Source organism: Enterobacter sp. PTB, from assembly GCF_051130085.1.
In the GTDB taxonomy this organism is placed as follows: domain Bacteria; phylum Pseudomonadota; class Gammaproteobacteria; order Enterobacterales; family Enterobacteriaceae; genus Enterobacter; species Enterobacter ludwigii.
Map to the genome: position 1 here is coordinate 343,201 of NZ_JBDKEE010000003.1, position 10,745 is coordinate 353,945.

General features: G+C 50.6%; 14 protein-coding genes and 2 tRNA genes. 8 read left to right on the forward strand and 8 right to left on the reverse strand.

From position 1 onward, the window contains the following. Positions 1-49 precede the first annotated feature (49 nt). The 3 genes from csgC to csgB are packed head-to-tail and all read right to left on the reverse strand — an operon-like array spanning position 50 to position 1,394. On the reverse strand, positions 50-382 hold the full coding sequence (gene csgC / locus AAIR21_RS05870) for a curli assembly chaperone CsgC (protein ID WP_014169525.1): 333 nt from the start codon (positions 380-382) through the stop codon (positions 50-52). A 59-nt stretch (positions 383-441) separates the two neighbouring features. Further along, entirely contained in the window at positions 442-897 is a 456-nt protein-coding gene (gene csgA, locus AAIR21_RS05875; protein WP_014169524.1) for a curli major subunit CsgA, read from the reverse strand. Positions 898-938: 41 nt separating this feature from the next. Then, positions 939-1,394, reverse strand: a complete 456-nt coding sequence (gene csgB, locus AAIR21_RS05880) for a curli minor subunit CsgB (RefSeq protein ID WP_020884698.1) — start codon at positions 1,392-1,394, stop codon at positions 939-941. 766 nt (positions 1,395-2,160) lie between these two features. Between csgB and csgD the strand changes: the two genes are divergently transcribed. The 4 genes from csgD to csgG are packed head-to-tail and all read left to right on the forward strand — an operon-like array spanning position 2,161 to position 4,502. Next, positions 2,161-2,811 carry a biofilm master transcriptional regulator CsgD gene (gene csgD, locus AAIR21_RS05885; RefSeq protein WP_020884699.1) on the forward strand — a complete coding sequence of 217 codons (651 nt, stop codon included), beginning with the start codon at positions 2,161-2,163 and terminating at the stop codon, positions 2,809-2,811. Between the two features lie 4 nt (positions 2,812-2,815). Beyond that, entirely contained in the window at positions 2,816-3,205 is a 390-nt protein-coding gene (gene csgE / locus AAIR21_RS05890) for a curli production assembly/transport protein CsgE (RefSeq protein WP_041162532.1), read from the forward strand. Between the two features lie 23 nt (positions 3,206-3,228). Next, a complete protein-coding gene (csgF, locus tag AAIR21_RS05895; RefSeq protein WP_020884701.1) occupies positions 3,229-3,642 on the forward strand; it encodes a curli production assembly/transport protein CsgF in 414 nt (137 codons plus the stop codon). A gap of 26 nt (positions 3,643-3,668) precedes the next feature. After that, on the forward strand, positions 3,669-4,502 hold the full coding sequence (gene csgG / locus AAIR21_RS05900; RefSeq protein WP_014169519.1) for a curli production assembly/transport protein CsgG: 834 nt from the start codon (positions 3,669-3,671) through the stop codon (positions 4,500-4,502). Between the two features lie 43 nt (positions 4,503-4,545). Here csgG and AAIR21_RS05905 read toward each other — a convergent pair whose 3' ends face one another. From AAIR21_RS05905 to ghrA, 4 genes are all read right to left on the reverse strand, one after another. Then, positions 4,546-5,028, reverse strand: coding sequence for a DUF1097 domain-containing protein (locus AAIR21_RS05905; RefSeq protein WP_183516460.1), 483 nt, complete (start codon positions 5,026-5,028; stop codon positions 4,546-4,548). 96 nt (positions 5,029-5,124) lie between these two features. Continuing rightward, on the reverse strand, positions 5,125-5,679 hold the full coding sequence (locus tag AAIR21_RS05910; RefSeq protein ID WP_025204475.1) for a TorD/DmsD family molecular chaperone: 555 nt from the start codon (positions 5,677-5,679) through the stop codon (positions 5,125-5,127). A 20-nt stretch (positions 5,680-5,699) separates the two neighbouring features. After that, a complete protein-coding gene (locus AAIR21_RS05915) occupies positions 5,700-6,437 on the reverse strand; it encodes a phosphatase (RefSeq protein ID WP_014169516.1) in 738 nt (245 codons plus the stop codon). Between the two features lie 84 nt (positions 6,438-6,521). Next, positions 6,522-7,460 (reverse strand): glyoxylate/hydroxypyruvate reductase GhrA, encoded by a 939-nt coding sequence (ghrA, locus tag AAIR21_RS05920; protein WP_183516461.1) that lies wholly within the window; start codon positions 7,458-7,460, stop codon positions 6,522-6,524. Between the two features lie 232 nt (positions 7,461-7,692). On the opposite strand from ghrA, the gene AAIR21_RS05925 reads away from it, so the two are divergent. Next, positions 7,693-7,780: transfer RNA gene (locus AAIR21_RS05925), tRNA-Ser, on the forward strand. Between the two features lie 120 nt (positions 7,781-7,900). Here the strand turns inward: AAIR21_RS05925 and AAIR21_RS05930 are convergent. Further along, the gene (locus AAIR21_RS05930) at positions 7,901-8,806 is read right to left on the reverse strand and encodes a LysR family transcriptional regulator (protein WP_183516462.1); all 906 of its coding nucleotides are present in this window, start codon (positions 8,804-8,806) and stop codon (positions 7,901-7,903) included. Positions 8,807-8,915: 109 nt separating this feature from the next. On the opposite strand from AAIR21_RS05930, the gene AAIR21_RS05935 reads away from it, so the two are divergent. From AAIR21_RS05935 to AAIR21_RS05945, 3 genes are all read left to right on the forward strand, one after another. Next, positions 8,916-9,776, forward strand: a complete 861-nt coding sequence (locus AAIR21_RS05935) for a pirin family protein (RefSeq protein WP_151712123.1) — start codon at positions 8,916-8,918, stop codon at positions 9,774-9,776. Positions 9,777-9,796: 20 nt separating this feature from the next. Then, positions 9,797-10,474 carry an isochorismatase family protein gene (locus AAIR21_RS05940; RefSeq protein ID WP_434680279.1) on the forward strand — a complete coding sequence of 226 codons (678 nt, stop codon included), beginning with the start codon at positions 9,797-9,799 and terminating at the stop codon, positions 10,472-10,474. 147 nt (positions 10,475-10,621) lie between these two features. After that, positions 10,622-10,709: transfer RNA gene (locus tag AAIR21_RS05945), tRNA-Ser, on the forward strand. Positions 10,710-10,745: the final 36 nt, after the last annotated feature.

Sequence of the window (10,745 nt, forward strand, 5' to 3'; positions counted from 1 at the left end):
CTCAACCGCGCACGCCCGCCATATCCACAACGTCTTGATTTCATAATCATTAGAGCGCACTTCCCGCCGGGGACCATTGCTGTGATAAATGAAGCGATTTCCCGTCAGAGACGGTGACAGTAATGTTCACCTTGTCTCCGGAATCTATATTTAAACTCAGCCGCATTAAATCAATCGTCTGATTAGCGGGAATAAAAAGTGTGTTTTGTTGCCGTGAAGAACTTTGCCCCCCCTGCCCCTGTCGCAAAGAGACAATCTGCACCTGACATTCACACGGTTCCGTCAGAATAACCTGCGGAATAATGGTGGTCATATTTCCCTGTTGCGATGTTTTAAACGTGATCTGACTGGAAAGCGCCGCGAGGAGAATTAAGGTATTCATGATGAACTCCCGAAAAAAAACAGGGCAAATGCCCTGTTTTTTGTAGCACAGACTGGAAATTAATACTGATGTGCAGTCGCGTGGTTGCCAAAACCAACCTGCTGAACAGTCACAGTGGATCCGGATGCGGTTTGATCAACAGCAGCACCGTTGCCACCACCGTACTGGCTAACGTTCATCACCGAGTGGTTACCATTCCACTGGTCAAGCGTTGCGCTGTTACCGAAACCATTCTGAGTCAGACTAATCGAGCTGTCATCAGAGCCCTGGCCAACGTCAGCGCCGTTACCGCCGCCACTCTGATTAATGGTCAGTGTGGAATTTCTCGCACTGGTTTGCAAAGCGAGAGCCGAGTTACCGCCACCGTACTGGTAAATGCTCAGCGTTGAATTTGGACCACTGTCATGACCACCGTGGCCATGCCCGTTACCCCAACCGCCTTGATTAATACTACCGGCCATAGCACTACCAGAAACTACGATTGCTGCAATTGCTGCCACTTTGATAAATTTCATGGTAAACCCCCATCGGATTGATTAAAGTCGCCGCTAAATAACTAACGCTGAATAACGCGAATCGCCATTTGCGACTGTCTCTGCACTACAACTGCGGTTTTCTGCGTACCGTACTGCGTAATATTTGCTCTATTACCCGACCCTTTTTGGATAATTTTCGCACTATTACCATATCCATCTTGCGTAATACCTGCATCATTCGCGCTACCGCTCTGATCGATCCAGGCAATATTATAAGTCCCTGATTGATCAACTCTCGCTCTGTTGCCTGCTCCATCCTGAGAAACAATGGACAATAATTTTGACCCGTCCTGGCGAACCTGAGCATCATTTAACATGCCCTGCTGACCAATAATGGCTGCCTGATTTAATGATGAACGACTTAATTCATTAACCGTGAAGTTATATTCAGCGTTAGCCAAATCTGAATCAGCCGCGATTACAAATCCAGGCGCACCCAGTAATGTAAACATCATAAATAACGATGTATTTTTCATGTTGTCACCCTGGACCTGGCTATTTGATAACGCCATAACCTTGTTACTGTGACTTCGTGTTAGAACGACTCGTAATTTGTTAACGCGTCGTTACGGTGATGAGTATGTCTGCCGAAACATTTTAAATATCTCACCCGCGTGGCTTATTTTTATTTATGACGTCACCTCAAAGTAGTAATTCCATGCAAAAAAACGTTATAGATCGGGGTTCTTATTTTTCTATTAAGCTTTTCTTAATAATCGATTACGCAGCGGGACGAGAGGGGTAAAGCCCCCATGCAACGGACACTAAACGAAACGCCAGGAGGACATTTTACACAACACGTGACACGAGACCTGTTTTCTTAAGACGCAGCACCGTTCATTCCAGGACTTAGAAAATCTCTGTGACTCATACCTCTTTACGGGAAGAAATAAATAATTAATATTCATAAAAATCAAATGATTATAAATATTTGTATGATTTTTAAAATCTGTGCAGGGTTATTTATATGTACAACTTTCTTATCATTCCACAACATTTAAAAGAGTCTATTTTCACAAATTAATATTGATTTTTACATCCTGTTACACGTTTAACACTTGCTTTAAAGTTAGTAATAGCTAGATTGAAATCAGATGTACGAAATTTGTTTTATATTTACCTCCTGCTGGAGGTTATGGTTTTTTTCTTCACACAGCAGTGCAACATCTGTCAGTACTTCTGGGGTCCTCTTTTTTATCTGGAGGACCGCTGTCAGGTGTCATAAAAAAGTGGGGTTTCATCATGTATAATGAAGTCCAAAGTTTACATGGTCATACGTTACTGTTGATCACAAAACCTTCGTTGCAAGCGACCGCTTTATTACAACATTTAAAGCAATCGCTGTCTCTGCACGGGAAATTACATAATATTCAACGTTCTTTTGATGATATTGCACCTGGCAGTATCATTCTGATTGATATGATGGAAGCGGATAAAAAGCTTATCCATTACTGGCAAGATAATTTAAGCAGGAAAAACAATAATATCCGCGTGTTATTATTGAATACCCCTGATGAGTATCCCTTCAGAGATATTGAAAGCTGGCCGCATATCAATGGTGTGTTCTATATCACGGAAGAAGAAGATCGGCTGGTCGAAGGTCTGCAGGGTATATTGCGTGGCGAGTGTTATTTTTCGCAAAAACTTGCCAGCTACCTCATCACGCACTCCGGAAATTACCGCTATAACAGTTCAGAGTCAGCGCTGCTAACGCACCGTGAGAAAGAGATCCTGAACAAATTGCGCATTGGTGCTTCAAATATTGAAATCGCCCGTTCGTTATTTATCAGCGAAAATACGGTAAAGACGCACCTTTATAATCTTTTCAAGAAGATAGCTGTTAAGAACCGAACTCAGGCTGTTTCATGGGCAAACGATAACCTCAGGCGTTAATCAAATGAAACGCACGTTGAGTTGGATCGCCGCAGCGAGTTTTATGCTCGCTGCCGGGAACGGACGGGCCGTCGAGGTCGAAGTTCCCGGATTGTTAACAGACCACACTGTCTCCTCGGTCGGGCACAATTTTTATCGTGCATTCAGTGACAAATGGGACAGTACATTTACTGGAAATATAACAATCAACGAGCGGCCCAGTGCACGATGGGGAAGTTGGATAACAATAACGGCTAATCAGGACGTTATTTATCAAACATTTTTATTCCCCACGAAAATAGACTTCGATAAAAACGTAGCCTTAGCACTGGCTCAATCAGAAGATGCTATTAATCGCCTGCAAATTGATAAAGCGCTATTAAGCACCAGCGATTTAGCAAAAGACGAATTCTAGCGAACCTATATCCGGAGGCTGTCATGCGTATTGCATATGCAGTTGTTTCGATAATGCTAATAACCCCTATAAGCTGGGCCGGAAATATGACGTTCCAGTTCCGTAACCCTAACTTTGGCGGTAATCCCAATAATGGGGCGTTTCTGTTGAACGAAGCCCAGGCGCAAAACTCCTATAAGGATCCCAGCTTTAAGGATTTTAGCGTCGATACCCCATCGGCACTGGACAACTTCACGCAGGCTATCCAGTCGCAGATTTTGGGAGGGTTGCTGACCAACATTAATACCGGCAAACCCGGCCGAATGGTGACCAACGACTTCATTGTCGACATCGCCAACAAGGACGGACAACTCCAGTTGAACGTTACCGATCGAAAAACCGGGAAAACCTCCACCATTCAGGTTTCCGGTCTACAAAGTGATTCAACGAACTTTTAAACAACAACGAAATAAGGACAACGATCATGCAGCGCTTCCTGATATTTGTTGCAGTGTGCTTATTGAGCGGTTGTTTAACTGCTCCACCTAAAGAAGCTGCAAAACCAACATTAATGCCTCGGGCTCAAAGCTATCGTGATTTAACACATTTACCTGCGCCGACCGGTAAAATATTTGTCTCGGTTTACAACATTCAGGATGAAACGGGACAATTTAAACCTTATCCGGCAAGTAACTTCTCTACGGCAGTGCCACAGAGCGCCACCGCCATGCTGGTGACCGCCCTGAAGGATTCGCACTGGTTTATTCCTCTGGAACGTCAGGGTCTGCAGAACCTGTTAAATGAACGGAAAATTATTCGCGCTGCGCAGGAAAATGGCACCGTCGCGAATAATAACCGCATGCCGCTGGAATCACTGGCCGCGGCGAACGTCATGATCGAGGGATCGATTATTGGTTATGAAAGCAACGTTAAATCGGGTGGTGTGGGCGCGCGTTACTTTGGTATCGGTGCTGATACGCAATATCAGCTCGACCAAATCGCCGTTAACCTGCGTGTCGTCAACGTCAGCACGGGCGAAGTGCTCTCTTCGGTAACGACCAGCAAAACCATTCTTTCTTATGAAGTGCAGGCCGGGGTTTTCCGCTTCATCGATTACCAGCGTTTGCTGGAGGGTGAAATCGGGTATACCTCTAACGAACCGGTCATGATGTGTCTGATGTCAGCCATAGAAACCGGGGTAATCTTCCTGATTAATGATGGTATCGATCGTGGATTGTGGGACCTGCAGAACAAAGCAGAGGCGCAAAACCCGATACTGGTTAAATACCGCGATATGTCAGTGCCTCCGGAATCCTGACAGGAAGCGCATAAAAAAGGCGAGATCATCATCTCGCCTTTTTTTATTCGCTTACCGCACTGATGTTTTGCGCTTTATCCCGTCTGGCGGCCAGCCAGAGGCCGCTGTTCTTCATAGCATAGCCAAACACCAACCCCAGCATTAGCGAGGGAAGCACCAATGCCCAGTCCCCCTGCCCTGCAAACGTCGCGCATGCGCCCATAAAGGTACCGGGTACAAACGACAGCAGCATATGCTTTGCCTGGATACACATCAAAAACGCGACTACGCCGGTCATGATATAGCCCAGGATCTCCAGATGCAGGGCCAGCGCGCTGCCCTTCATAATCACGAGTGCCCAGATAACACCGCTCATCAGGGTACAGCCAGAGATAAAAAGCCCTTTTACGCCGCCCTGCGGGCAGGCAAAGTAGGCCGTACAGCCCAGAAACCCGGCCCAACTGAGCAACCCGAGAGAGACCGCCACCCATCCCCATAGTCCGGAGAGAATGCCTGTCGTTAATGCGATACACAGTAATATGTTCATGGCGCGCATCTTAGCAGAAGCGCGCCATGAAAATGAGATCAGATGCACATTCCGTGCAAGATGAAATGTATGGTTGCAGAATTTATGTGACCTAAATCACTCTTTATCCTCTTCTTCCAGCTCATCCCACATTGCCGCAATGGCGTCGCGGGTCAGCGGAGCCAGCGTTCTCCAGAACGGCGAGGTCGCATGTGCTTCAACTTTGCCGAGGAAAGTACCGCACCACGGCAGCAGATACGCTTCGAAGAGCGTTTCGATAGCCTCGTTCTCATCATCAGCGGCGTGATCTTCAATCCAGGACGCAGCCAGCAACAGCGTTCCGATATGGTCCGCAGGGGTATCTGTCAGCGGCATTCCGCGTTCAGAGAGAAACGCACGCACTTCCGCTTCCGTCGCCCCTTCCTGCCAGGCTGAACGGTACGGCGAAACGCGGCATTCGTCGCCAATAAACAGTGCGTTGTAATCCGTTGAAATCTGCTGCATATCGCAACTTTTTTGCAGACGCTCCAGCAACTCATCCTGTTCCAGCGGCCAGTTTTGCGCCAGTTTCCCTTCACGAATCAGGGTAAAGAGTGGAACCAGCAGCGGGTCTTGCGGCTGACGATAGAACAGCGTACCCAGCACGCGGCAAAGGATGGAAAACTCATTCATTTTTTTATTCCATTACACAATTAAAGATCGGCAAATTCATCAATCGGATCCATTCCGCGTGACTCGAGGAAATCAAGCATGCGGCGTGGGGTAACGTTAAGGATCCTGTCTTCCGGGAAATCCACGTCATTCAGTATTTTCAGGCATTCACTAAAATCACCCAGCGTAAACGCGGTATGGGAATCGGAACCCAGCGCCACCATGCCGCCGGCATCCCGTACTGCAGCTGCCACGGCGCGACAGTTTGCTTCACTGCCCTTGCGCGAGTGAACAAAAGAAGAGTTATTGATCTCCAGCGCCACGCGGTGTTTCGCTGCCGCCTGGGCAACAGCCTCGATATCAATCGGGTATTTAGGATTACCCGGATGAGAAATAATGTGCACGTTGCCGCTGGCTATGGCAGCAATCATCGCTCGGGTGTTCGTCTCTTTATCCTGCGGCGCGAAAACCGGCTCGTGGAAACCGGCAAGGATCAGATCCAGAGAGGTCAGCATCGGTCCGGTGCAGTCGATTTCACCGTCTGTATTTTTAATGTTTGCCTCGATACCGCGCAGTATCCCAATACCGTCCACCAGACGTGGCCAGATCCGCATATTCACAAAATGCCAGTAGTGCGGCGCATCTGCCATGTCCGGGCCGTGATCGGTAATCGCAAAAAGCGTAATGCCCTTGCGTTTCGCTTGCGCGATATAATCATGGAGGTTGCTATACGCGTGGGTACTGGCGACGGTGTGCATATGCAGGTCAACGGGATACATCTTTCTCTCCTCTGCGGTTTTTCCAAAGGATAGCAGTTATCTGCAGCGAATATTAGCAAAAACCCGGCTAACGCCGGGTTTCACTCAGTAGCCGCGCTGTCTGTCGACCTGTCCGGTTACCGGATGGCCCTGCTCCATCTCACTGATGGTGTGGGTAATATAGGCCACAGCTTCCGCCGGACGCGTGACCGCTGCAATGTGCGGCGTCATCGCCACACGCGGATGTGCCCACAGCGGGCTTTCGGCCGGTAACGGCTCGCGGCTGTACACATCCAGCATCGCCCCTTTCAGTTTTCCGCTGTTCAGCGCCTGCAGCAGATCGGACTCAACAAGGTGTACCCCGCGTGCCAGGTTCATTACGTAACTCTGGTCAGCCAGTTGATTAAGCAGTGCACCATTGATAATCCCCACCGTTTCGGCCGTATTTGGCAGCAGGTTGATGAGCACGCGCGTACCGTTCAGGAACGCAGGAAGCTCATCAGCGCCGGCAAAACTTTCTACGCCCGGATAATCCTTGCGGCTACGGCTCCAGCAACGCAGTGGGAAGCCCCACGGGGCAAGTGCTTCAGCAACTTTTAAGCCGAGCACGCCAGCCCCTAGGATACCAATGGTAAAATCTTCGCGCTGATAATCCGGCAGCGGTTCCCAGTGGGATTGCTGTTTTAATGCCTGATAGTCGTCGAAGCGGCGGAACCAGTGCAGCACCTGGCTGACAGCATACTCCTGCATTTGCTGTCCCATGCCGGTATCTTCCAGACGGAAAAGAGGGATCTCTTCCGGCAGCATTTCAGGGTGTGCTTTCAGTTTGCTCAGAATCGAATCCACGCCGGCGCCCAGCGCAAAAACGGCCTTCAGTTTACGGCCCTGGAGCATTTCTACCGGCGGATGCCAGACCAGCGCGTAGTCAGCATGTTCGTTATCACCACGTTTCCACTCACGCACGCGCGCCCCGGGCAACGCCGCCGAAAGTGCCTTAATCCAGTAAGCAGTATCAAAAGTGGGGTGATAGAAGATTATATCCATAGTCATTCCTGCCTTTTATTGCGCTGTTTTGTGTTCATTTTCAACTGGATTGCCAGCATAACAAATTTTTCCCGCCACCGCGTTGTTGATAAAAAAGACGCTTTCAGCACATTTAAAAGCCATGTTGACTGAAGTTTGTCTAAATGCGCTGATTTACTGAAAAAGTGAGTTGACGCCAGTTCGGCTTTTCCTTACATTAGCGCCCGTCCCGGCAACAACGGGATGACAATATGGTGAGGTGTCCGAGTGGCTGAAGGAGCACGCCTGGAAAGTGTGTATACGGCAACGTATCGGGGGTTCGAATCCCCCCCTCACCGCCATATTTAAGATAAGAGCTCGTACGTAAGTACGGGCTTTTTTCTTTTATATTCTCCCCCCGCGCAGCATGAGACCTTGTGTGGTGTAAGATCCTCACCCTCGCTCCGGGGGAGAGGGAAAGATTAATCTTCCACCATCCGCGCATACTCTTCGGTAAGAAAATCCACCAGTGCCCTGACAGACGGGAGTAACCCGCGTCTTGAAGGATACACAGCATGAATCACCTCACGTCGTGGCTCCCAGGCATCAAGTACGCGAATGAGGTCCCCTGACGCAAGCTGCTCTTTCACCATCAATATGGGCAACTGCACCACGCCGATACCCGCTATAGCCGCTTCACGCAACGCCAGCATATCGGTAGTGATCAGGCGAGGATGGTAATGGATTTCCGCCTTCGCCCCTTCGGGACCGCTCAGTTCCCATTTATGGATGTGTTTACCCTCGTTCGTGCTTAATCCAGGCCAGGCACTGAGTTCAGAGGGCACCAACGGTTTACCCATCCGCTGAATCAACGCCGGTCCGGCGACCAGACAATGTCCCCGGTCCGCCAGTACCCTTAACACCAGATCGCTGTCATCGAACGGACGCGGGCGCACACGGATCGCGACATCAATCCCCTCCCCCACCAGGTCTACCCGCCGGTTGGTTGCCTCAAGCTGCAGCGCGATCCCTGGATAGCGCGCCATAAATCTCGCCAGCATCGCGCCAACATGGACATGCAACAATGTTATCGGGCAGGTGATCCTGACAATACCGCGCGGCTCAGCCTGTAACGCGGCCACCGCCTCCTCAGCAGCTTCTGCTTCCACCATCATCGCTTTACAGTGCTGATAGAAGGTCTGGCCAACTTCTGTCACCGTAAACTGCCGCGTTGTGCGATGTATTAACCGCACGCCAAGCCGCTCTTCCAGCTGAGCTATCCGGCGGCTTAGCCGGGACTTCGGCAAATCGAGCGCACGCCCCGCTGCAGCAAAACCACCGTAGTCGACCACCTTCACAAACCAGACGAAGTCATTGAGATCCTGCATAAATCCTCATCGTTCTATTTTTAGAACAGTGAATGCCATTTTCACTATCTACCGGGATATTAACGCTGAATATAAGCTAATTACATCAACAACGCTTCAGGAGTTCATCATGAAAAACGTAACAGGCGTGTATACCGCTCCCCGTCAACACTGGGTTGGTGATGGTTTCCCGGTACGTTCAATGTTTTCTTACCAGACGCACGGCGAGCCGCTCAGCCCGTTCTTGCTGCTGGACTACGCCGGGCCATACACCTTCCCGGCGGATGGGGCAAAGCGCGGCGTCGGCGAGCATCCACACCGGGGTTTCGAAACGGTCACCCTCGTCTATTCCGGCGAAGTTGAACATCGCGATTCCACCGGCAGAGGCGGCGTAATAGGCCCCGGGGACGTGCAATGGATGACGGCGGGCGCTGGCATTTTGCACGAGGAGTTCCACTCCAGCGCGTTCTCGCAGAAAGGCGGTGAACTGAAAATGATGCAGCTGTGGGTCAACCTGCCTGCCAAAGACAAAATGGCGACGCCGGGCTACCAGAGCATCACTAAGACGGATATCCCTGTGGTCACGCTGCCGGATAACAGCGGCTCGCTGCGGGTTATCGCAGGTCGCTACGAGGATGTTGCTGGCCCCGCGCACACCTTTTCGCCGCTAAACGTCTGGGACATCGCGCTCAATCAGGGTAGCCATCTCACGCTCAGTCAGCCGGAGGGCTGGAGCACGGCGCTGGTTGTGATGGAAGGCACCATTACGGTGAACGGAACAGCCCAGGCAGGCGAGGCACAGCTGGTTGTATTAAGCCAGCAAGGCGACACACTCCATCTGGAAGCGAGCCTCGATGCCAAAGTCCTGCTGATGGCCGGCGAGCCGCTGAATGAACCCATCGTGGGCTATGGGCCGTTTGTGATGAACAGTAAAACCGAAATCGCGGAAGCCATTCGTGATTTCAACTCCGGCCGCTTCGGCCAGATCTGATGGTAATAAAGGAGAAGAAGATGTCTGCACCTGCAAATTTTAACGGCTCACGCCCGGTTATTGATGTAAACGATGCGGTGATGTTGCTTATCGATCACCAGAGCGGACTTTTCCAGACCGTGGGGGATATGCCAATGCCAGAGTTACGCGCACGTGCTGCGGCGCTGGCAAAAATCGCTACCCTGGCGAAGATCCCGGTGATCACCACCGCTTCTGTTCCGCAGGGACCGAATGGCCCCCTTATCCCGGAGATCCACGCTAATGCGCCACATGCGCAATACGTTCCACGTAAAGGTGAGATCAACGCCTGGGATAACACGGAGTTTGTGGCTGCGGTGAAAGCCACCGGGCGCAAAACGTTGATCATCGCCGGCACCATCACCAGCGTCTGCATGGCGTTTCCCTCTATTAGCGCAGTCGCGGAGGGTTATAAAGTGTTTGCGGTTATTGATGCCTCCGGCACCTACAGCAAAATGGTTCAGGAGATCACCCTGTCGCGCGTGGTCCAGGCCGGGGTGGTACCAATGGATACCGCGGCGGTTGCCTCTGAGATCCAGCGGACATGGAACCGGGAAGATGCAGCCGAGTGGGCTGAAGTGTATACCCATATCTTCCCTGCCTATCAGCTGCTGATCGAAAGCTATACCAGAGCACAAGAGGTGGTCACAAACAGCGAAGTGCTCGATTTACAGCGTTAATCACCGGCTCCACGGTCAAAATGACGTGGAGCTGATTATTGCTTAACCGAACAAGCACTAAAGCAGAAAATCTGCTTGACCGTTTTAGCGCAACTCCCTATAGTAGCGCCCCGTTGCCCCCCAAGCGGTCAGGCAGCAAAACAATATGGTGAGGTGTCCGAGTGGCTGAAGGAGCACGCCTGGAAAGTGTGTATACGGCAACGTATCGGGGGTTCGAATCCCCCCCTCACCGCCATATTTAAGATAAGAGCTCGTACGAAAGTACGGGCTT

Bases quoted from the DNA above. Each gene is read 5' to 3' on its own strand.
- csgC (WP_014169525.1), bottom strand. From the start codon at position 382: ATGAATACCTTAATTCTCCTCGCGGCGCTTTCCAGTCAGATCACGTTT.
- csgA (WP_014169524.1), bottom strand. From the start codon at position 897: ATGAAATTTATCAAAGTGGCAGCAATTGCAGCAATCGTAGTTTCTGGT.
- csgB (WP_020884698.1), bottom strand. From the start codon at position 1,394: ATGAAAAATACATCGTTATTTATGATGTTTACATTACTGGGTGCGCCT.
- csgD (WP_020884699.1), top strand. From the start codon at position 2,161: ATGTATAATGAAGTCCAAAGTTTACATGGTCATACGTTACTGTTGATC.
- csgE (WP_041162532.1), top strand. From the start codon at position 2,816: ATGAAACGCACGTTGAGTTGGATCGCCGCAGCGAGTTTTATGCTCGCT.
- csgF (WP_020884701.1), top strand. From the start codon at position 3,229: ATGCGTATTGCATATGCAGTTGTTTCGATAATGCTAATAACCCCTATA.
- csgG (WP_014169519.1), top strand. From the start codon at position 3,669: ATGCAGCGCTTCCTGATATTTGTTGCAGTGTGCTTATTGAGCGGTTGT.
- AAIR21_RS05905 (WP_183516460.1), bottom strand. From the start codon at position 5,028: ATGAACATATTACTGTGTATCGCATTAACGACAGGCATTCTCTCCGGA.
- AAIR21_RS05910 (WP_025204475.1), bottom strand. From the start codon at position 5,679: ATGAATGAGTTTTCCATCCTTTGCCGCGTGCTGGGTACGCTGTTCTAT.
- AAIR21_RS05915 (WP_014169516.1), bottom strand. From the start codon at position 6,437: ATGTATCCCGTTGACCTGCATATGCACACCGTCGCCAGTACCCACGCG.
- ghrA (WP_183516461.1), bottom strand. From the start codon at position 7,460: ATGGATATAATCTTCTATCACCCCACTTTTGATACTGCTTACTGGATT.
- AAIR21_RS05930 (WP_183516462.1), bottom strand. From the start codon at position 8,806: ATGCAGGATCTCAATGACTTCGTCTGGTTTGTGAAGGTGGTCGACTAC.
- AAIR21_RS05935 (WP_151712123.1), top strand. From the start codon at position 8,916: ATGAAAAACGTAACAGGCGTGTATACCGCTCCCCGTCAACACTGGGTT.
- AAIR21_RS05940 (WP_434680279.1), top strand. From the start codon at position 9,797: ATGTCTGCACCTGCAAATTTTAACGGCTCACGCCCGGTTATTGATGTA.